The sequence below is a fragment of the Microbacterium sp. W4I4 genome (assembly GCF_030816235.1).
Classification (GTDB): Bacteria; Actinomycetota; Actinomycetes; order Actinomycetales; family Microbacteriaceae; genus Microbacterium.
In genome coordinates this window covers 2,416,165-2,434,842 of sequence record NZ_JAUSXT010000001.1, presented here as the reverse complement: position 1 = coordinate 2,434,842, position 18,678 = coordinate 2,416,165, and the positions used below count along the sequence as shown (strand labels likewise).

Sequence of the window (18,678 nt, the reverse complement as noted above, 5' to 3'; positions counted from 1 at the left end):
GGGCCCCGCGAAGCGGGAGGGACCCGCCTCTGCGAGCGAAGCGGCATCCTCGATCCCGGCACCGAGTACCGAAGAGAAGACACATGACTGACGAAGAACGCCCCGAGCCGACTCACGAGCACGGCCGCATCGACCAGGTCGACCTGCAGTCCGAGATGCAGCGCAGCTATCTCGACTATGCGATGGCCGTCATCGTGGGCCGTGCGCTGCCCGATGTGCGCGATGGCCTCAAGCCCGTGCACCGCCGTGTCATCTACGGCATGTACGACGGCGGGTTCCGGCCCGACAAGTCGTTCTCCAAGTGCGCCCGTATCGTCGGCGAGGTGATGGGTCAGTACCACCCGCACGGTGATACGGCGATCTACGACACCCTCGTGCGTCTGGTGCAGCCGTGGGCACTGCGCTATCCGCTCGCGCTCGGCCAGGGTAACTTCGGCTCCCCCGGCAACATGGGCGCCGCGGCCCCTCGATACACCGAGACGAAGATGGCTCCGCTCGCGCTCGAGATGGTGCGCGACATCGAAGAGGAGACCGTCGACTTCTCGCCGAACTACGACGGCCAGACGCAGGAGCCGGACGTCCTGCCGGCACGGTTCCCGAACCTGCTCGTCAACGGCTCGATCGGCATCGCGGTCGGCATGGCGACCAACATCCCGCCGCACAACCTGCGTGAGGTCTCGGCTGCCGCGCTGTGGGCGCTGGAGAACCCGGGCCTTCACCGTGAGGAGCTGCTCGAGGGTCTGATCCAGCGCATCCCCGGTCCGGACTTCCCGACCGGCGCGCAGATCCTGGGCACCAAGGGCATCCAGGAGGCGTACCGCACGGGTCGTGGTTCGATCACGATGCGCGCGGTCGTCGAGGTCGAGGAGATCCAGGGCCGCACGTGCCTGGTCATCACCGAGCTGCCGTACCAGGTGAACCCCGACAACCTCGCGGTGAAGATCGGCGACCTGGCCCGTGAGGGCCGCATCACCGGCATCGCCGACATCCGCGACGAGTCCTCCGACCGCACCGGTCAGCGTCTCGTGATCGTGCTCAAGCGCGACGCGGTCGCGAAGGTCGTGCTGAACAACCTGTACAAGCACACTCCGCTGCAGGACAACTTCGGCGCGAACATGCTCGCGATCGTCGACGGAGTGCCGCGCACCCTGGCGCTGGACGGCTTCATCACGAACTGGCTGGATCACCAGCTCGACGTCATCGTCCGCCGCACCCGGTTCCGGCTGCGCAAGGCGCAGGCCCGCATGCACATCCTGCAGGGATACCTGAAGGCACTGGATGCTCTCGACGAGGTCATCGCGCTGATCCGCCGCTCCCCCACGGTCGATGAGGCTCGCGAGGGACTGAAGGCCCTGCTCGAGATCGACGACGACCAGGCCCAGGCGATCCTCGACATGCAGCTGCGCCGCCTGGCCGCACTGGAGCGTCAGAAGATCATCGACGAGGCGACCGAGCTCGAGGTGAAGATCGCCGACTACAAGGAGATCATCGCCACCGAGTCGCGCCAGCGCGACATCGTGCGCACCGAGCTCACCGAGATCGTCGACCGCTTCGCGGACGAGCGCCGCACGCACATCCTGCACGGCTTCGACGGCGACATGTCGATGGAGGACCTCATCCCCGTCGAGGAGATGGTCGTCACCGTCACCCGCGAGGGCTACATCAAGCGCACCCGCAGCGACAACTACCGTTCGCAGCACCGCGGCGGCAAGGGCGTCAAGGGTGCGCAGCTGCGCGCCGACGACCTGGTCGAGCACTTCTTCGTGACCACCACGCACCACTGGCTCCTCGTCTTCACCGACAAGGGCCGGGTCTACCGCACCAAGACGTACGAGGTGCCCGAGGCCGGTCGGGATGCCAAGGGTCAGCACGTCGCGAACCTGCTCGCGCTGCAGCCCGAGGAGAAGATCGCCCAGGTGCTCGCGATCAGCGACTACCAGGCGAAGGACTACCTGGTGCTCGCCACCCGCGGCGGCCTGGTGAAGAAGACCCGCCTCGGCGACTACGACACCAACCGCCAGGGCGGAGTGATCGCCATCCGCATGCGCGAGGGCGACGAGCTGGTCAGCGCCAAGCTTGCCAACGCCGACGAGGACATCCTGCTCATCAGTGCCAAGGGCATGTCCGTGCGCTTCCACGCCACCGACGACGCACTGCGCCCGATGGGCCGCGCGACCGAGGGTGTGCGGGGCATGAAGTTCAAGGATGACGAGGACTGCCTTCTGTCGGCATCCATCGTCGCCGAGGACTCCTTCGTCTTCACCGTCACCGACGGCGGGTACGCGAAGCGCACCAAGGTCGAGGAGTACAAGGTGCAGAAGCGCGGCGGAACCGGCATCAAGGTGGCCAAGCTGAGCGACGAGCGTGGCGTTCTCGCGGGCGGTCTGATCGTCTCCGAGGACGACGAGGTCTTGGTGGTTCTCTCCAGCGGCAAGGTGGTACGCTCTGCCGTGGCCGAGGTGCCCGCCAAGGGTCGCGACACCATGGGAGTCGTGTTCGCCCGGATGACGGGTGACGATCGCATCCTCGCCGTGGCACGCAACAGTGAGCGCGGCATCGACGACGAAGACGAGACGGATGCCGAGGACTCAGAGTCTCAGAACTCAGAGGCGCAGACACCCGAGTCTCAGGCCACCGAAGCCCAGAATCCAGAAGCCCAGAATCCAGAAGCCCAGAATCCTGAAGAACAGGCCCCTGAAGCCGAGTCCCCCGAAGAGAGCTGATCGATGAGCACCGTCGCAGACAAGCTGGCCAAGAAGTCCACCCGCAAGAGCGGTGGCAAGCAGGTCCGGCTGCGCCTGGTCTACGTGGACTTCTGGTCCGCGGTGAAGCTGTCGTTCCTCGGAGCGGTGGCCCTCGCGATCGTCACGATGGTGTCTTTCTTCCTCATCTTCATGGTGCTGCAGGCCACCAACGTGATCAGCCAGGCGGGCGAGATCCTCGACTCCGTCAGCGACGGGGCGGTCGACCTGCAGAGCCTCATCGGGCTGCCGCAGGTGATGGCGTTCGGCGCGGTCGTCTCGATCCTGAACCTCATCGTCTTCACGGTGCTCGGCGCTGTCGTCGCCGGAATCTACAACCTGGCGGTGAAGGTGACGGGCGGGCTGCTCGTCGGTTTCATGTCGAACTGAGTTCTCTCCGGCCGGTGGGTCGGACTCCGAAATCCCTCTTTCGTTCGCAGAACGGGTGCCCCTCCCACTTCGTGGGTCCCTCCCCGATGCTCTCGAAAGAGGGATTTCTCCGTCCTCAGCTGCACGAGGGGGCTCGAGCTTCGCCGAGCTCGCAGGCTGAGTTGGGGAGAGAGGAAAGCCCTACACGACGCCGGTGGTGCCTAGGAGGGTGCCGATCAGCCAGGTGGCGAGCAGGGCCAGCGCGCCGCCTATGACCAGGCGGGCGGATGCACGGACCGGACTCGAGCCGCCGACCTTGGCGGCGATCGTGCCGGTTGCGGCGAGGGCGATGAGCACGGCGGCGAAGGTGACGGGCACGCGCCACTCGGGAGGTGGGAGCAGGATGGCGAGCAGGGGCAGCAGCGCACCGATCGTGAACGCGATCGCCGACGAGACCGCGGCGTGCCAGGGGTTCACCAGGTCGTTCTGATCGATGCGGAGTTCCACCTCCAGGTGAGCGGCGAGGGCGTCGTGCTCGGTCAGCTCGACCGCCACCCGGTGGGCGGTCTGCTCGCTGAGACCGCGGTCGCGGTACAACTGGGTGAGTTCGGCGAGCTCCTCCTCGGGCATGGTGCGCAGCTCTTCGCGCTCCTCGTGGATGAGGGCCTGCTCCGAGTCGCGTTGGCTGCTCACAGACACGTACTCGCCCAGCGCCATCGAGATCGCCCCGCCGACCAGGCCGGCAAGGCCCGCGATCAGCAGCGCCGCATTGTCGGTCGTGGCGCCAGCGACGCCCACCACCAGCGATGCCACCGAGACGATGCCGTCATTGGCTCCGAGCACGCCGGCGCGCAGCCAGTTGAGCTTCTGACTCACGCCACCGCCATGAGGTTCGGCGGCGTGAGTGGCGTCGGAATCCGTCATGGTGCCCAGTGAACCACCTCGCGCACCTCGAGCGGGCGACCGAGAGTAGGGAAAACCCGAACCAGGGTGTCCGGGTGCCTCCGTGTCGCGATCTCGCGGGGCACCGTAGCTTTGTTGACATGACCACGAATCCGACACCTTCCCAGCCGCCGGCACCGCCCGCGGCACCGCAGGTGGCCGCTCCCGCAGCCGGACCGGCCGCCCCCATCTCTTCCCAGCCGGCCACTGCCGGCGACACGGCGAAGCGTCCGCATCGTCTCTTCCTCACCATCCTCGAACTCGCCGCTCTCGGAGTGGTCGGCTCCGGCATTCTCGCCGCACTGAGCGCGATGCTCGGCGTCGGACTCGGGATGCTGTTCGTCTTCGGCATCGGCATCTTCATCCTGCTCGGACTGGTGTACGCACTGTTCGGCGTCGCCTGGTTCGAGGTGCGTCGCGTCAGCGGCCTGTACGGCGAGGAGCTCCCTGACCTGCAGTGGACCACACGCACCCACCCCGGCTTCGGCGGCTGGCTCCGCAATGTCGGCAAGCAGTCGATCAACGGTCCGATGTGGCGGGTGATCGTCAACTTCGTGCTCGCATGCATCGCCGGCGCACTCCTGATCCGTCTGTTCTGGGGCGCGATCTGGTCGGCGTTCTTCGCGTTCACCCCGCTGCACACCCAGGGCGTCGCCGCAGGTCCCCTCGGCAGCGACGTCGCCGTCGAATGGGCGCCGGTCGTCGGCATCCTCGGCGTGCTCGCCTGCACTGCCGGCATCATCGGACTCGCGATGCTGCACCGCCTGCTCAGCCGCACCCTCGTGGTGCCGAACCGCGAGGCCGAACTGGCCGCCAGGGTTCAGACCACCACCGCCCAGCGCGCCGGCGCCGTGCGCGCCGCCGAACTGGAGCGCACGCGCATCGAGCGCGACCTGCACGACGGCGTCCAGCCGCGGCTCGTCTCCGTCGGCATGACCCTCGGGCTCGCGCAGCAGAAGATCGACTCCGACCCGGTCGCCGCCAAGGCCCTTATCGACGAGGCGCACACCTCCACCAAGGCCGCCATCACCGAGCTGCGTCAGCTGGCTCGCGGCATCCACACATCAGTGCTGGACGACCGTGGACTGGATGCCGCGCTGTCGGCCCTCGCCGGACGCTCGCACATCCCCGTGCAGCTGGACGTGCGCATCGAGCCGGGCTTGACCGGGACCGGCGCCGGATGCCGGGATGCCGAGGCCGCCGTCTACTTCGCGATCGCCGAGTCGCTGACCAACGCGGCCAAGCACTCCCGCGCCAGCGAGTGCCGGGTGGTCGTGCGCAGTCGCGACGGAGGCCTGTGGGCACGCGTCGAGGACAACGGCATGGGCGGCGCTCAGGTGCAGCCCGGTGGCGGACTCGACGGCATCACCAATCGAGTGCTCGCCGCGGGCGGCACGTTCCGTCTCGACAGCCCCGTCGGCGGTCCGACCAGCCTGGAGGTGACGGTCCCATGCGCATCCTGATCTGCGAGGACTCGGTTCTCCTCCGCGAGGGACTGGTCCGCCTGCTCGAGGACGCCGGCCACGAGGTGGTCGCCGCCCTCCCCGACACTCACGGACTGATGGACGCCGTCACCGAGAAGGACCCCGAGCTCTGCATCCTCGACGTGCGGCTGCCTCCGACCTTCACGGACGAGGGGATCCGTGCCGCGCTGGAGATCCGCGCCGCCCATCCGTCCGTGCCGCTGCTGGTGCTGTCCCAGTACGTCGAGGAGCGCTACGCCAGCGAACTGATCACGGCCCAGACTCATCCGGCGAAGGGCGGATCGGCACAGGGAGGCGCCATCGGCTACCTGCTCAAGGACCGGGTCGCCGATGTGGCCGAGTTCCTGGAGTCGGTGCAGCGCATCGCGGCGGGCAGCACGGTGCTCGACCCCGAGGTCGTCGCGCAGCTGCTCACCCGACGCAACCGTGACGAGCGGATGATGCGTCTCACCGAGCGGGAGCGCACGGTGCTCGCGCTGATCGCGGAGGGCAAGTCCAACGCATCGATCGCCGGCCTGCTGTTCCTCAGCGAGGCCAGCGTCGAGAAGCACATCACCTCGATCTTCCAGAAGCTGGGACTGGATCCCGAAGACGGCAACCGACGAGTGCTGGCTGCACTCGCCCATATCGAGAACAACGGCTCCGTCGACGCGGGCCGCGACAACCAGGGAGGCGTGCGATGAACGGCACGACGAAGAAGAGCATCGGCGCACTGACGGTAGTGCTGGCGGTGTTCGGCGGCGTGGTGCTGCTGGGCACCGGAGCGACTGCCGCCGTGGCCGGGGTGAGCGGGATGGGCGCGCAGTCCGGATCGCTGCAGGCTGACACCCAGGGTGTGACCTCGCTCGATCTGAACGTGGATGCGGCCGAGGTGACGGTGGAGTTCCGCACCGGCGCCGAGGAGGCGCAGCTGCAGATCGACGGCGGGTCATCGAACGGCTGGTCGCTCAGCCGTGATGGTGACGAGCTCAAGGTCCGAGGACCGCAGAACGGCTTCGACTGGTTCCGTCCGGACTGGATGCGGGGTGACCAGCGGGCGACGCTGGTCCTGCCCGACCGGTTGAGCGGAATCGACGCTGACTTCACGCTGCAGGCGGGCTCGCTGTCGGTCGACGGAGACTTCGGGGAGCTGGATGTGAACCTGAATGCCGGTTCGCTGAACCTGAACGGAACTGCTCGTGACCTGGACGCCGAACTGAATGCCGGCCGAGCCGACATCGACCTCGGCGACGTGCGGACGGCTGAGTTCACGGTCAACGCAGGACGCATCGTCGCCACGCTCGACACCGTGCCGTCCGAGGTCGCGATCGAGGTCTCAGCGGGTGCTCTGGACCTCACCCTGCCCGACGAGCAGTATGACCTGCGGCAGGAGGTCAGTGCCGGTTCCCTGGACAGCCACCTGCAGCAGAGTCCGAACAGCGCGAACCGGATCACCGCGTCCGTATCCGCGGGATCCGTCCGGCTGCACCCCGCCGCCGACTGACCGTCGACACCGGATCGAGCCCGGCCGGCGAGAGGCCGGGCTCGATTCGCTTTGACCCGTCGGATCCGGTAAAGTCTTGGAGGTTGACGGGGCTATAGCTCAGGTGGTTAGAGCGCTTCACTGATAATGAAGAGGTCCCAGGTTCAAGTCCTGGTAGCCCCACAGTTTTCTCCCAAATGAATACCCGTCCGGGGCCTTAGCTCAGTTGGTAGAGCGCCTGCTTTGCAAGCAGGATGTCAGGAGTTCGAATCTCCTAGGCTCCACACTGTGTTGAGACAGTGAAGAAGACCCCGCCTCGGCGGGGTCTTCTTGTTTTCTGAGGACCTGTGGTGCTCGCGCCGTCGGAAGAGTAGCGTTTGCCCCGGCCAGCCGGAACCCCGACGACCACGAGAGTGAAGTCACAGGGCCCGACCGCTTCTTCGGATCGGCTGGCGCCGGAAAGGAACATCGCAGATGAGTTCCAACGGAAAGACGCGCACGGCCGTCGCAGGCTGGCGGGTCATATGCGATCAGATCTTCAAATGGGTCGCGCTGCTCGGCCTCATCCTCAGCCTGCTGCAGGTGGCACTCGCCGCCCTCGGCTTCTGGGGTGCGGAGGAGAAGCCCGGCGATCAGGCGTGGGGCATGGCGGCGTTCGAACCGCATGGCATCAACGGCATGGTCCTCTACGGGATCGCTGCTGTGCTGCTGATCCTCGGCCTGCTGTCCAGAGCCAACTGGCGCGTGTGGGTCATTCCACTTGTGCTGTTCCTGCTGCTGTACTTCGTGCAGGGATTGCTCGTGGGGCTGGGCTTCGGAGTGAGCAGGTGGTTCGGGTTCCTGCACGCTGTTGACGGTGTGCTGATCATCGTCGGATTCGGCTGGCTCTTCGGCGACCGGATGCGGCATCCGCTGCGCAGCGCCTGAGGGCGTTACGCAGCGCTGATCGACGCGAGCGCGCGCTCGATCCGTCCGGCGAGCCCGGACACGCTGCCCTCGGGCAGGCCGGCGACCGGCCACCATGCGACACTCTCACTCTCTTCGCTGGCCAGGGGCGTCGCATCCGGGTCGGCGATGAACGCGAAGCCGACGTCCCAGTGCACCTGGCAGCTGCCGAAGCCGGATGACAGTGCATGGCGGTCGAGATCGACCGGGGCGCCGAGCACCGGGGTGAGCCGGTCCAGACCGCTCTCCTCGAGCGCTTCGCGCAGCGCGGCATCCGCCAGAGACGCATCCGACTGCTCGATGTGACCGCCGAGCTGCACCCAAAAGCGGCCCTTGCCGTGGAAGCAGAGCAGCACCTGCTCGAGAGCCGCGTCGAAGACGAACGCGCTCGCGGTCAGATGCTGCCCGGACGAGGTCTCCCGATGCGTGTGCGCGGGCTCGTCGGCGAACTCCACGTACTCGCACTGAAGGCGGCGGTCCGCTTCGCGGATCGGCGTCCACGAGCGCAGGGTGGCGGCGGAATCCTCGGCGGCGGTCACCCCTTCAGCGTAAGCCGCGGCGCCGATCGTGATCAGAACCGCCGGCCGCCGCTGCGCGGGTGCTTCGCAGGGCTCGGATGGCCGCTTCCGCGCGCGGGATGGGATGCGCCCCGCGAACCCCTGCCGCCGTCGCGCACTCCACTTCGTGGAAGAAGCTTTCCGAAACTCGCGCGCGGTGCAACCCTGGTGACATGGATCTTCCTCGCGCTGACATCGACCCCGACGGCCTGCTGGAGTACTCGGTGGTCTTCACCGATCGCTCCCTCAACCACATGTCGGCGCGCTTCGTCGACGTGATGCAGCAGACCCTCGGCATCCTCTGCGACACCTACGGCGCCGACAGCGCGGTGGTGATCAACGGCGGTGGCACCTACGCCATGGAGTCCGTCGCGCGTCACCTTGCCACAGGCAAGAAGGCGCTCGTCGTGCGCAACGGCCTGTTCTCGTACCGCTGGTCTCAGATCCTCGAGACCGGCTCCATCGCGTCCGCCGTCACGGTCTGCACCGCCCGCCCCGACAGCGATGACTCTCAGGCGGTCTGGAGCCCCGCGCCGATCGACGAGGTCGTCGAGAGCATCCGCACCGAACGGCCCGAGGTGGTCTTCGCCCCGCACGTCGAGACGGCCGCCGGCATCCTTCTGTCCGACGACTACGTGCGTGCACTCGCCGACGCCGTGCACGAGGTCGGCGGCGTCCTCGTTCTGGACTGCATCGCCTCCGGTGCGATGTGGGTCGACATGCGCGACCTCGGCGTCGACGTGCTCATCAGCGCCCCACAGAAGGGCTGGAGCGGCACGCCCGGCGTGGGGTACGTCATGCTCAGCGAGAAGGGTCGGGATGCCGTGGCATCCGGAACTCCGACCAGCTTCGCGCTGGACCTGAACCGCTGGCTGGCGATCTCGGACGGTTATCGCGACGGATCCGCCGCGTATCACGCCACCATGCCCACCGACTCGATCGCGCACAACCTCACGCAGATGATCGAGACCCGCGACCGCGGGCTCGACGCACTGCGCGCGGCGCAGGTCGAGCTCGGCTCCCGAGTGCGCGAGCTGCTGGCCGCGCGCGGTCTGCCCTCGGTCGCCGCCGCCGGATTCGCCGCACCGAGCGTGGTCGTGGTGCACACGACGGAGCCCGCACTGCGCACCGGTGCCCGCTTCCGCGAGCAGGGCCTGCAGATCGCCGCGGGCGTGCCGCTGCACTGCGGAGAGGCCGAGTCGTTCAGCACCTTCCGGGTCGGGCTGTTCGGGCTCGACAAGCTCGACGACGTCGACGGCACGGTCGCCAGGCTCGAGTCCGCCCTGCGCGGAATGGGCCTCTGACCTCGGCATCCGATGGTGCTGGCGGCGGCCCGAGCGGAACCCCTCACAACGGCATAGAGTGAGGACCACCAGGGGACGGAGTCGCCATGTCTGAGAAGCTCATCGTCGCGGTCAGCGCCGCATCCGACAGCCGGCGGGCGGTCGACTGGGCCGTCGCACGCGCGAGCGCGCGCCATCAGAGCATCGAACTGCTGAGCGTCGTCGGCGGTGCGGTCGGCATGATCGGCGAGGCCGCCCTGATCCAGGCCGCGACCTCCGCGACAGAGCAGCTGCTCGCCGCCGAGGCGGATCGGATCGCCGCGGCGGGGGTGACCGTCACCACCCGGGTCGAGGTCGGCGATCCTGTCGCGCAGCTCGCCGTCGCGTCGGAGGATGCCGCTCTGCTGGTCATCGGCAGCGACTACCGCGGCCCAGGGAAGGGACCTGCGCGCGGCGCCCACGGCATCCGCATCACCGCCGCATCGAAGTGCCCGGTCGTGGTCGTGCCCGACTTCGACCTGGACGACGAGCGCAGCGGTGTCGTGGTCGGCGTCGACGGTTCGCCCGTCTCGGAGGACGCGATCGCCTTCGCCGCAGCCGAGGCAGATCGTCTGGGGGAGCCCCTCACCGCGGTCATCGTCTGGACCCCGATCTCCGCACCGCGCAACGCCCTGATGGTCAGCCCACACGGCTACCGGGATGGGATGGAGCAGAACGCCCGCGAAGCGCTCGCTCTGTCGCTGGGCGGGTTGCGCAGCCGCTACCCCGACCTGGAGATCGAGGAAGCGGTGGCCGAGGGCTTCCCGTCGCTGATCATCAACGAGCTCGCCGAGGGCGCGCGTCTGACCGTGGTCGGCAGCCGTGGGCACGGCGTCGTGCGCCGCTTCCTGCTCGGATCCATCAGCCATGAGGTGCTGCAGCGGCTGGCATCGGTCACCGCCGTCGTGCGCTGAGAACCAGAGTGCGCTGACGCGGTCGGCGGACGCACTCGATCTCGCGTGATGGCTCAGGACAGCGTGATCGCTCAGGAGGCGGCGCGGCGAATCAGCTCGCCCAGGAAGTCCAGCTCCTTCGCACCGAGCTTCGTGACGGCGAACGAGGTCGGCCACACGTTGCCGTCGTCCAACGCCGCGGTCGGATCGAAGCCGAATGTGGCGTAGCGAACCTTGAACTTCGACGCCGCCTGGAAGAAGCACAGAACCTTGCCGTCCTTGCCCCATGCAGGCATGCCGTAATACGTGCGCGGGACCAGGTGCGGCGCGGTCTCCGTGACGAGCTTGTGCAGCGCCTCGCCGAGCTCGCGGTCGTCGTCCGAGAGTTCGGCCAGCTTGCCGAGCAGTTCCTCCTCGCCCTCGCGACGGATCTGCTCGGGGTCCTTCTTCGAGCGGGAGCGCGCTGTGCGCCGCTCGGCCGCCGTCTCCTTCATCGCGGCGAGTTCCACATCGGTGAAGTTCGCTGTCTTGCTCTTCTCAGCCATTTCGGTCTCCTTCGTGTCTGCGATCCACGCTACGAGGGTGTCGCACGGATGTGCTTCTCGATTCCTGATCGATGCCCGCGATGTCCGCCGCGCGGGGTGGGCGTTACTGTGAAGTCATGGATCTGCGCGTCGCCGCCTACGCGGTCGTCACCGATGACGAGGGCCGCGTCCTTCTCGCACGCTGGACCGAGGGGCGACGCGTCGCCTGGACCATGCCAGGCGGAGGACTGGAGGACGGCGAGGATCCCGAGGTCGCGGTGCGGCGCGAGCTGCGCGAGGAGACCGGATTCCATGTCCAGCCCACCGAACTGCTCGGCATCCACTCCCGTGTCATCCCGGGCTCGCAGCGCGTGCACAAGGCCAGCTCACCACTGCACACCCTGCGCATCGTCTACCGGGCCGACATCACCGGCGGCCGGCTGCGGTTCGAGACCAACGGCTCCACGGACATGGCCGGATGGTTCACGCTGCCCGAGGTGGCCGAACTGCGGCGCGTGAAGCTCGTCGACATCGCATTGAGGATGGCAGGAATCCTCTGAGTGACAGATCTCCCCATCGTATGTAGACTAACTAGTAACTCTACAAACGATGGAAGGAACAATCATGTCCACCAAGGTCGAGATCATCATCGACAACCTCGAGTCGGCCGACGTCCTCGAGGCCGCTCTGCCCGACATCCTCACCAAGGCGCGGGCCGTGCCCGGACTGCGCGGTCTGGAGTCCAGCCGCGTCTGGCCCAAGGAGGACGGCACTCCCACGCCGGCGCATCGCACCATCACCCTGACCTTCGACGGCTACGACGAGGCCTCCGCGGGCACCGCGACACCGGAGGGCGGCGCGTTCTTCGGCGCGGTGATCCAGGCCACCGGAGGAAAGATCACCGGCCTGTTCCTCGACGTCGAGACCGTCTGAGGGCAGCACTCGCGGCGTCAGTCGCGGGCCGTCTCCGGAACGGAGATGTCGGCGACCGTGGCACCGTAGGAGCGGATCAGATCGTCCGCGTCGATGAACAGCGAGAAGCCGTGGGCTCCCGAGCCCATCGCGATGCGCCGACCCACGATCGTCTCGTCGGCGTACACCGGCCAGTCCGTCGTGCTGCCGATGGGGACGATCGTGCCGCGCTCGTAGCCGGTCGCCTCAAGCGCGATCGCGGGATCGGGCAGGCGCAGCCTGTTCACGCCCACGATGGCGCGAAGCTTCGGCCACGAGATCGAGCGGCCGCCAGGGATCAGTGCGAACAGGAAGGTGTCGTCGGATCGTTTGACGACCAGCGTCTTGACGATGTCGGAGACCTGCAGGCCCAGCAGGGCCGCGGCCTCCTCCAGGCTGCCCGCGGGCGGCCGCTCGATGATCTCGATCTCGAGACCTCGAGCGGCCGCCGCGGCGCGCACCCGTTGGTTCTGCTCGCTCAAGCGATCACGCGTTGGGCGTCGAAAGCGGGTCGTCTGCGACCCAGAGCTCGTCGTCCGCGCGCAGCGCCTGCCAGGCGGCGACCACCACGCCGATCGCTGCAGCGGCGCCGAGCACGATCGCCACGACCGAGCCGAGGCCCATGCTCTTCCTCTTGGGCGCCGGTGCGACCGTGTGCATCAGCCCCTGGCGCTTGTTGTTGGCGACATCCCATGCCGACAGCGCGCTGCCGACGACGCCGCCCACGATCGGGACGACCTTATCGTCGACGACGTGGCGGCCGATCTTGACCCCGCGGTCCACGGTGGGCGCCACACGGCGGTTATAGGTGTCCTGCACGACAGGCAGAACCTGCTCGCGGTTGAAGTTGCCGAGCTGTCGGCCCGCCTCGCGGGCGACATCCGCGGCATGGCCGACGAGCACCTGCTGCGCCTCCCACAGCTGTCCCGCATCGTCCTGAAGCTTGCGCAGTTCTTTCTTGCGCTTGCGGTTGAGGTTCACGTTGCTCTCCCGTCCGTCGGAGTTCGTAGGTGACTCATCTTGCCAGACGAGACTGTATGCGGGCAGGGATCTGGTGCAGGTCCTGAAGATGTGCGACTATTCGCTCTCGCACAGCCCGCCTCTGCGAGAATAGAGGCATGCCTCACGCTTCTCATGTCGCAACACTGCACACCAACCACGGTGACATCGTCATCGACCTGTTCGGCGACCACGCCCCGAACACCGTGGCCAACTTCGTCGGCCTGTCCGACGGCTCCAAGGACTGGACGCACCCGGCCACCGGCAAGCCCGGTGAGGGCGCACTGTACAAGGATGTCATCTTCCACCGCATCATCCCGAACTTCATGATCCAGGGCGGCGACCCGCTCGGTCAGGGCGTCGGCGGCCCCGGCTACAGCTTCAACGACGAGATCAACATGGAACTCGACTTCACCGAGCCCTACATCCTCGCCATGGCCAACGCGGGCCTGCGCCGCAACGCCATCACCGGCCAGGCCGAGGGCACCAACGGCTCGCAGTTCTTCATCACCACCGACCCGACGCCGTGGCTGCAGGGCAAGCACACGATCTTCGGCAAGGTCGCGGACGATGCGTCCAAGAAGGTCGTCGACGAGATCGCCGCCGTGCGCACCGGTGCCGGCGACAAGCCTGTGGAGGACGTCGTCCTGCACTCGGTCGACATCGTCGCCGCCTGACGCAACCCACCCGTACGGGCTCCTCGGAGCCGACGAGAGAGCCGAGCCGATCCGGATGACGACACCAGAGTTCACGAGCAATCGAGACAACTTCTGTTATCGGCATCCGGATCGGCAGAGCTTCGTGCTCTGCCAGCGCTGCATGCGCACGATCTGCCCCGAATGCCAGACTCAGGGCCCGGTCGGCGTGATCTGCCCCGAGTGCATGAAGGAGCAGCGCAAGAACCAGTCGCCCGCCCAACGCAAGGCCCAGCGCCGCTGGGGCGGCCGCACCACCGGCGCCGTCACCATGGCCGGCCGCACCGGCCGCCCGGTCGTGACGTACGCGCTGCTGGCCGTCACTTCCGCTATCAGCCTGCTGCAGATGGTTCCCGGCATCGGGCGCGGGATCGAGAACGCGCTGCTCTTCGCGCCGCTCTACGTCTACCTCGATCTGCCTGGCGTCCCCTTCGAGCCGTGGCGGCTCCTCACGACAGCCCTGGTGCATGGCGGTTTCCTCCACTTGGGCCTGAACATGCTCGCGCTGTGGATGCTCGGACAGAGCCTCGAGCCCATGCTCGGACGCGTGAGATACCTCGCGCTCTATCTGATCAGCGCTCTCGGCGGCTCCGTCGCCGTCGCGCTCCTCGCGGATCCACGTACTGCCACGGTGGGCGCTTCTGGTGCGATCTTCGGCCTGATGGCCGCACTGCTGATCATCGGTCGCCATGTCGGCGCGAACGTCACCGGGATCCTCGTGGTGCTCGGCATCAACTTCGTGCTCGGCTTCACGCTGGGGGGTATCGCCTGGCAAGCGCACCTGGGTGGTGCGATCGTGGGGGCGCTGGTGGCGTACATCTACACCCGCACGCGCAAGCGAACCCAGCGAACTTGGCAGATCGCGCTGCTGTCCGCGGTGGCGGTGCTGCTGATGATCCTCGTGCTCGTCATCCCCCCGATGATCTATCTGTCCTGATCAGACGTTGTTAACAGGGTTATCCCGCCCTGTGAATAACAACCGTGTAATTCTCCCCATCTGGGGATAGTCTTGTGGATAACTTCGGGGATGAGGTCATGCGTCCGCGGGCTACGGGATGCTCCCGCCGCTCGCAGAGCGGGTGCCCCTCCCGCTTCGCGGGTCCCTCCCCGATGCTCGCTTCGGGAGCATCCCTCCGCCCGCTCTCTGCCCGTCATCTGTAGAGAGAGAGAAAAAAGAAGGACCCCTCGCATCAGCGAGAGGTCCTTCGAATCGCAGCGCCCGGTCAGCGCCAGCGCGTGGTCATGAGGAAGCCGATCAGGGCGATGCCGAGGCCGATGCCGAGGTTCCATCCGCCGAGGCCCGGGACCGGGTACAGCGAGCCGGAGATGTAGTACACCAGGATCCAGGCGAGCCCGAGCAGCATGAAGCCGACCATGACGGGCTTGAACCAGACCGCATTGGGGGCGTTGGTGTCGCCCTCGGGGCGCTCGACGGGCTCTTCGGGTACGCGGGATCGTGCCATGAGGTTCAGTCTAGCGGGGACGAATAGACTTCCACTCATGCATGCTGTCGCGTCCAGGCGGGCCTCGCGTCGCGGGCGACGTCGGTCTCGCGCGACGTTCACCAGTGTGCTGGGCGAGCTGCTGCTGACGGCGGGCGTCGTGGTGCTGCTGTTCGTGGCCTGGCAGATGTGGATCGGCGACATCATCATCGATGCGCAGAAGAACGCCGAGGGTGCTGCGAGGATCCAGGAGTGGGCCGAGGCGCCTGCTCCGGAGCCGCCTCCCGTGGTCGAGGATGCGGACGGCCGGACCCAGTATGCGCTGCCGGTCCTGCAGCATCCGGCCGACGCCGAGCGCTTCGCGGTCATGCGCATCCCCCGGTTCGGCGACGACTACGTCAAGGACATCGCCGGCGGCACCTCCCGCTCGCGGACGCTCGATCACATCGGCATCGGTCTGTACACGCAGTCGAAGATGCCGGGCGAGGTGGGGAACTTCTCGCTCGCCGGGCATCGCACCACGTGGGGCAAGCCGTTCAACAAGCTCGACAAGCTGCGGGTGAACGACGCCATCGTCGTCGAGACTCCCGGCGGCTGGTACACCTACCGCTTCCGGACGCTCGAGTACGTGAAGCCCACGCAGGTGGACGTGCTCGCCGACGTGCCGCAGATGCCCGCCCAGCAGACCGGTGAGCGCTACATCACCCTCACGGCCTGCTCGCCGCTCTACTCTCTCGCCGAGCGCATCATCGCGTACGGCGTGTTCGAGGGCTTCCAGCCGCGCTCCGAGGGGCCGCCGGCGTCTCTCGCGAAAGTCGACGTCGCCCCGCCCTCAGCCGAAGGAGCACCCTGATGTACGCCGCCCTGTGGCGCCTGCTGCCCGGACCCTGGTGGGTGCGCCTGCTGATCCTGCTCGTCGTGGTGGCCACCGTTCTCTACGGCCTGTTCTTCTACGTGTTCCCCTGGGTGAGCCCGTACGTCTCCCCGGGCGAGGTCGATCTGGAATGACCGTACGAGTGCTGGTCGTCGACAACCATGACAGCTTCGTGCACACGCTGATCGGCTACCTGCGGGAGCTGGGAGCCGAGATCACCATGGTCGAGGCGGATGCCGGTGAGGACGCGCTGCTGCTGGATGCGTACGATGCCGTGATGATCTCGCCCGGGCCCGGGGCCCCGGGCGATGCCGGGGCGTCGTCGGCGGTCGTCCACGCGGCGGCGGAGAGACGGATGCCGCTGCTGGGCGTGTGCCTCGGGCACCAGGTGATCGGCGGGGCCTTCGGCGGCACGGTGGGCCGCGCTCCTGAGCTGATGCACGGCATGGTGTCGCAGGTGACTCACGACGGCTCGGCGCTGTTCGACGGCATCCGCTCGCCCTTCGCCGCCGGGCGCTACCACTCCCTCGCACTCGCCGAAGCCGACCTGCCTGGCGTGCTGCGCGTGACCGCGCGCGCCGAGCACGGCACGATCATGGCGATCGCGCACGAGAGCCTGCCGATCGTCGGCGTGCAGTTCCATCCCGAGAGCGTGCTCACCGAGGACGGCCATCGACTGCTCGCCAACTGGCTGGCCGGGGTGCTCTCAGCCGGTGACCGCGCGGATCACTCGGCGGTGCAGTAGCGCAGCTCGACGGTGGAGAGGATGTCGACCTCACCCGGCGCCGCCGACATCGAGATCACCGTGTTGGGCGACTGTCCGTCGGCGCACGGACCCAGCTCGGTCGGCGTGGCGGTGAGCGCCAGCTTCTCGAGGGACTTCTGCGCGGACTCGACGGTCCAGCCCGTCATGTCCTCGATGGTGACCTTGCCGTTGGCGACCACCAGGTTCACGGGTGTGCCGGGAGGGACCTGATCGCCCGCGGTCTGGCTGGCTTCGAGCACGGTGCCGGCCTGCGCGCGCGGATCGTTCTGCTGCCTGACCGTGCCGAGCGTCAGCTCCGAGTCCGTGATGAGCTTCTTGGCGGCATCCTGCGACAGCCCCTCGAGAACGGGCATCTCGATCGTGTCGGAACCGGTGGACACGTAGACGATGATCGACTCGCCCTGAGACACCTTCGCACCCGTGCCGGGCAGCGAGCGGATGACGCGGTCCTCGGCGAAGTCCGCACTGGCCTCGTCGCGCACGTCGGCGATGAGGCCGGCATCCTTCAGCTCGCCCTCGGCCTGGTCGAGCGGCATGTCGACGAGGTTCGGGACGGTCACCGAAGCGCCGGACACATCGACCGGGCGGGCCGTCAGGCTGACAACCCAGAACAGCACCGAGATCAGCAGCACCGCGAGCAGAGCGACACCGGCCCAGATCCACGCCACCGGCGGGCCGGACTGCGTGCGGGTCATCGTGGTGTCCGTGCTCAGCTGGCGCAGCGACCGGGCAGTCTCCTGGGCCTGCCGCGGGTTGGCGCCGTAAAGCTCGCTGGTGAGCGCGCCGATCTGCTTCTTCGACGGGGCGTCGCCCGAGGTGACGGCATGCAGCGCCGCGCGGAAGGAACCGGAGTCCGGGAACCGCTGGTACGGGTCCTTGGCGAGCGCCCGCAGCACGATGGCATCCAGCGATCGAGGCAGATCCTCGTTGACCTCGGACGGGGGAACCGGGGTCTCGCTGACGTGCTGGTAGGCGACGGCCACCGGTGAGTCGCCGCGGAACGGCTGACGGGCGGTCAGCATCTCGTAGAGCACCACGCCGGTCGAGTACAGGTCGGTGCGCGCGTCGACCGACTCGCCCTTGGCCTGCTCGGGCGAGAAGTACGCAGCGGTGCCGATGATCTGCGTGGTCTCGGCCACTGTCGACGAGGAGTCGGACACGGCACGCGCGATGCCGAAGTCCATCACCTTCACGGTGCCGTTGTCGGTGACCATCACGTTGCCGGGTTTGATGTCGCGGTGCACCACCCCGGCGCGGTGCGAGTAATCCAGCGCCTCAAGGATGCCGTCCGCGTAGCGGATCGCATCCTCGACCGACAGGGGACCGGCGGCGATGATGTCCTTCAGGAGGGTGCCGTGCACCAGCTCCATGATGATGTACGGCTCGGAGCCCGCCTGCGCGTCCGAAGCGCCGGATGCTGAAGGGTCGCCGGCGTCGAAGACGCGCACGATCGACGGATGCGACATGCGGGAGGCCGCCTGGGCCTCCATCCGGAACCGTGTGCGGAAGGCGGTGTCGCGAGCGAGTTCGGGGTCGAGGATCTTGATCGCGACCTCGCGGCCGAGGGTCAGATCGTAGCCGCGGTGCACCTTGGCCATTCCGCCGTGCCCGATGACCTCGTCCACGCGATAGCGCCCGGCGAGGATGCGCGGCTCTGTCGACACGTCCTGTCCCCCCAGTTGCTTCTCGAATCCTGTTGCCAGATTACCCGG

At 67.7% G+C, this 18,678-nt stretch carries 22 protein-coding genes and 2 tRNA genes; 17 read left to right on the top strand and 7 right to left on the bottom strand.

What is annotated here, in order from left to right:
• The first annotated feature begins 83 nt into the window (after positions 1-83).
• Both gyrA and QF046_RS11465 read left to right on the top strand, forming a co-directional pair.
• A complete protein-coding gene (gene gyrA, locus QF046_RS11470; protein WP_307369838.1) occupies positions 84-2,723 on the top strand; it encodes a DNA gyrase subunit A in 2,640 nt (879 codons plus the stop codon).
• Between the two features lie 3 nt (positions 2,724-2,726).
• On the top strand, positions 2,727-3,131 hold the full coding sequence (locus tag QF046_RS11465; RefSeq protein ID WP_307369835.1) for a DUF3566 domain-containing protein: 405 nt from the start codon (positions 2,727-2,729) through the stop codon (positions 3,129-3,131).
• Between the two features lie 180 nt (positions 3,132-3,311).
• Here QF046_RS11465 and QF046_RS11460 read toward each other — a convergent pair whose 3' ends face one another.
• Positions 3,312-4,034: a VIT family protein gene (locus QF046_RS11460; protein ID WP_307369832.1), complete on the bottom strand. Its 723-nt coding sequence runs from the start codon at positions 4,032-4,034 to the stop codon at positions 3,312-3,314.
• A gap of 119 nt (positions 4,035-4,153) precedes the next feature.
• On the opposite strand from QF046_RS11460, the gene QF046_RS11455 reads away from it, so the two are divergent.
• The 6 genes from QF046_RS11455 (at position 4,154) to QF046_RS11430 (ending at position 7,925) form a co-directional block, all read left to right on the top strand.
• Entirely contained in the window at positions 4,154-5,515 is a 1,362-nt protein-coding gene (locus QF046_RS11455; protein WP_307369830.1) for a sensor histidine kinase, read from the top strand.
• On the top strand, positions 5,503-6,219 hold the full coding sequence (locus QF046_RS11450; protein ID WP_307369828.1) for a response regulator transcription factor: 717 nt from the start codon (positions 5,503-5,505) through the stop codon (positions 6,217-6,219). The genes QF046_RS11455 and QF046_RS11450 overlap by 13 nt, the downstream gene beginning before the upstream one ends.
• Positions 6,216-7,019 carry a DUF4097 family beta strand repeat-containing protein gene (locus QF046_RS11445; RefSeq protein WP_307369827.1) on the top strand — a complete coding sequence of 268 codons (804 nt, stop codon included), beginning with the start codon at positions 6,216-6,218 and terminating at the stop codon, positions 7,017-7,019. The genes QF046_RS11450 and QF046_RS11445 overlap by 4 nt, the downstream gene beginning before the upstream one ends.
• An 88-nt stretch (positions 7,020-7,107) precedes the next feature.
• A tRNA-Ile gene (locus QF046_RS11440) sits at positions 7,108-7,181 on the top strand.
• A gap of 28 nt (positions 7,182-7,209) precedes the next feature.
• Positions 7,210-7,282 (top strand) — tRNA-Ala (locus QF046_RS11435).
• Between the two features lie 190 nt (positions 7,283-7,472).
• On the top strand, positions 7,473-7,925 hold the full coding sequence (locus QF046_RS11430; RefSeq protein ID WP_307369824.1) for a hypothetical protein: 453 nt from the start codon (positions 7,473-7,475) through the stop codon (positions 7,923-7,925).
• Positions 7,926-7,930: 5 nt separating this feature from the next.
• Here the strand turns inward: QF046_RS11430 and QF046_RS11425 are convergent, their stop codons facing one another.
• Positions 7,931-8,482: an NUDIX hydrolase gene (locus QF046_RS11425; protein ID WP_307369822.1), complete on the bottom strand. Its 552-nt coding sequence runs from the start codon at positions 8,480-8,482 to the stop codon at positions 7,931-7,933.
• A 191-nt stretch (positions 8,483-8,673) separates the two neighbouring features.
• Here QF046_RS11425 and QF046_RS11420 point away from each other — a divergent pair, with 191 nt between their 5' ends.
• Complete coding sequence (locus tag QF046_RS11420; protein WP_307369821.1) at positions 8,674-9,804, top strand: aminotransferase class V-fold PLP-dependent enzyme; 1,131 nt, start codon at positions 8,674-8,676, stop codon at positions 9,802-9,804.
• 86 nt (positions 9,805-9,890) lie between these two features.
• Positions 9,891-10,736 (top strand): universal stress protein, encoded by an 846-nt coding sequence (locus QF046_RS11415; protein WP_307369818.1) that lies wholly within the window; start codon positions 9,891-9,893, stop codon positions 10,734-10,736.
• 71 nt (positions 10,737-10,807) lie between these two features.
• Here QF046_RS11415 and QF046_RS11410 read toward each other — a convergent pair whose 3' ends face one another.
• Entirely contained in the window at positions 10,808-11,260 is a 453-nt protein-coding gene (locus QF046_RS11410; RefSeq protein WP_307369816.1) for an iron chaperone, read from the bottom strand.
• 116 nt (positions 11,261-11,376) lie between these two features.
• On the opposite strand from QF046_RS11410, the gene QF046_RS11405 reads away from it, so the two are divergent.
• Both QF046_RS11405 and QF046_RS11400 read left to right on the top strand, forming a co-directional pair.
• The gene (locus QF046_RS11405) at positions 11,377-11,799 is read left to right on the top strand and encodes an NUDIX hydrolase (protein WP_307369815.1); all 423 of its coding nucleotides are present in this window, start codon (positions 11,377-11,379) and stop codon (positions 11,797-11,799) included.
• A 64-nt stretch (positions 11,800-11,863) separates the two neighbouring features.
• Entirely contained in the window at positions 11,864-12,172 is a 309-nt protein-coding gene (locus QF046_RS11400; RefSeq protein WP_307369813.1) for an EthD family reductase, read from the top strand.
• A 17-nt stretch (positions 12,173-12,189) separates the two neighbouring features.
• Here the strand turns inward: QF046_RS11400 and QF046_RS11395 are convergent, their stop codons facing one another.
• On the bottom strand, positions 12,190-12,672 hold the full coding sequence (locus QF046_RS11395) for an aminoacyl-tRNA deacylase (RefSeq protein ID WP_307369811.1): 483 nt from the start codon (positions 12,670-12,672) through the stop codon (positions 12,190-12,192).
• Positions 12,673-12,676: 4 nt separating this feature from the next.
• Complete coding sequence (locus QF046_RS11390; protein ID WP_307369809.1) at positions 12,677-13,171, bottom strand: DNA helicase; 495 nt, start codon at positions 13,169-13,171, stop codon at positions 12,677-12,679.
• Positions 13,172-13,308: 137 nt separating this feature from the next.
• Between QF046_RS11390 and QF046_RS11385 the strand changes: the two genes are divergently transcribed.
• On the top strand, positions 13,309-13,866 hold the full coding sequence (locus QF046_RS11385) for a peptidylprolyl isomerase (protein WP_307369807.1): 558 nt from the start codon (positions 13,309-13,311) through the stop codon (positions 13,864-13,866).
• A 55-nt stretch (positions 13,867-13,921) separates the two neighbouring features.
• The gene (locus QF046_RS11380) at positions 13,922-14,821 is read left to right on the top strand and encodes a rhomboid family intramembrane serine protease (protein WP_307369806.1); all 900 of its coding nucleotides are present in this window, start codon (positions 13,922-13,924) and stop codon (positions 14,819-14,821) included.
• Between the two features lie 286 nt (positions 14,822-15,107).
• Here the strand turns inward: QF046_RS11380 and QF046_RS11375 are convergent, their stop codons facing one another.
• Positions 15,108-15,347: a cell division protein CrgA gene (locus tag QF046_RS11375; protein ID WP_307369804.1), complete on the bottom strand. Its 240-nt coding sequence runs from the start codon at positions 15,345-15,347 to the stop codon at positions 15,108-15,110.
• A gap of 37 nt (positions 15,348-15,384) precedes the next feature.
• Between QF046_RS11375 and QF046_RS11370 the strand changes: the two genes are divergently transcribed.
• Genes QF046_RS11370 through QF046_RS11360 form a run of 3 tightly spaced genes read left to right on the top strand, consistent with a single transcriptional unit; the run spans position 15,385 to position 16,945 of the window.
• Entirely contained in the window at positions 15,385-16,179 is a 795-nt protein-coding gene (locus tag QF046_RS11370; RefSeq protein ID WP_307369801.1) for a class E sortase, read from the top strand.
• Entirely contained in the window at positions 16,179-16,334 is a 156-nt protein-coding gene (locus tag QF046_RS11365) for a hypothetical protein (protein ID WP_307369798.1), read from the top strand. Before QF046_RS11370 ends, QF046_RS11365 begins: the two co-directional genes overlap by 1 nt.
• Positions 16,331-16,945 (top strand): aminodeoxychorismate/anthranilate synthase component II, encoded by a 615-nt coding sequence (locus tag QF046_RS11360; protein WP_307369795.1) that lies wholly within the window; start codon positions 16,331-16,333, stop codon positions 16,943-16,945. The genes QF046_RS11365 and QF046_RS11360 overlap by 4 nt, the downstream gene beginning before the upstream one ends.
• Here QF046_RS11360 and pknB read toward each other — a convergent pair.
• Entirely contained in the window at positions 16,927-18,630 is a 1,704-nt protein-coding gene (pknB, locus tag QF046_RS11355) for a Stk1 family PASTA domain-containing Ser/Thr kinase (protein ID WP_307369793.1), read from the bottom strand. The two genes, QF046_RS11360 and pknB, sit on opposite strands and share 19 nt — an antisense overlap.
• Positions 18,631-18,678: the final 48 nt, after the last annotated feature.

Excerpts from the sequence above, each read along its gene's own strand:
- gyrA (WP_307369838.1), top strand. The coding sequence starts at position 84 with ATGACTGACGAAGAACGCCCCGAGCCGACTCACGAGCACGGCCGCATC.
- QF046_RS11465 (WP_307369835.1), top strand. The coding sequence starts at position 2,727 with ATGAGCACCGTCGCAGACAAGCTGGCCAAGAAGTCCACCCGCAAGAGC.
- QF046_RS11460 (WP_307369832.1), bottom strand. The coding sequence starts at position 4,034 with ATGACGGATTCCGACGCCACTCACGCCGCCGAACCTCATGGCGGTGGC.
- QF046_RS11455 (WP_307369830.1), top strand. The coding sequence starts at position 4,154 with ATGACCACGAATCCGACACCTTCCCAGCCGCCGGCACCGCCCGCGGCA.
- QF046_RS11450 (WP_307369828.1), top strand. The coding sequence starts at position 5,503 with ATGCGCATCCTGATCTGCGAGGACTCGGTTCTCCTCCGCGAGGGACTG.
- QF046_RS11445 (WP_307369827.1), top strand. The coding sequence starts at position 6,216 with ATGAACGGCACGACGAAGAAGAGCATCGGCGCACTGACGGTAGTGCTG.
- QF046_RS11430 (WP_307369824.1), top strand. The coding sequence starts at position 7,473 with ATGAGTTCCAACGGAAAGACGCGCACGGCCGTCGCAGGCTGGCGGGTC.
- QF046_RS11420 (WP_307369821.1), top strand. The coding sequence starts at position 8,674 with ATGGATCTTCCTCGCGCTGACATCGACCCCGACGGCCTGCTGGAGTAC.
- QF046_RS11415 (WP_307369818.1), top strand. The coding sequence starts at position 9,891 with ATGTCTGAGAAGCTCATCGTCGCGGTCAGCGCCGCATCCGACAGCCGG.
- QF046_RS11410 (WP_307369816.1), bottom strand. The coding sequence starts at position 11,260 with ATGGCTGAGAAGAGCAAGACAGCGAACTTCACCGATGTGGAACTCGCC.
- QF046_RS11405 (WP_307369815.1), top strand. The coding sequence starts at position 11,377 with ATGGATCTGCGCGTCGCCGCCTACGCGGTCGTCACCGATGACGAGGGC.
- QF046_RS11400 (WP_307369813.1), top strand. The coding sequence starts at position 11,864 with ATGTCCACCAAGGTCGAGATCATCATCGACAACCTCGAGTCGGCCGAC.
- QF046_RS11385 (WP_307369807.1), top strand. The coding sequence starts at position 13,309 with ATGCCTCACGCTTCTCATGTCGCAACACTGCACACCAACCACGGTGAC.
- QF046_RS11380 (WP_307369806.1), top strand. The coding sequence starts at position 13,922 with ATGACGACACCAGAGTTCACGAGCAATCGAGACAACTTCTGTTATCGG.
- QF046_RS11375 (WP_307369804.1), bottom strand. The coding sequence starts at position 15,347 with ATGGCACGATCCCGCGTACCCGAAGAGCCCGTCGAGCGCCCCGAGGGC.
- QF046_RS11370 (WP_307369801.1), top strand. The coding sequence starts at position 15,385 with ATGCATGCTGTCGCGTCCAGGCGGGCCTCGCGTCGCGGGCGACGTCGG.
- QF046_RS11365 (WP_307369798.1), top strand. The coding sequence starts at position 16,179 with ATGTACGCCGCCCTGTGGCGCCTGCTGCCCGGACCCTGGTGGGTGCGC.
- QF046_RS11360 (WP_307369795.1), top strand. The coding sequence starts at position 16,331 with ATGACCGTACGAGTGCTGGTCGTCGACAACCATGACAGCTTCGTGCAC.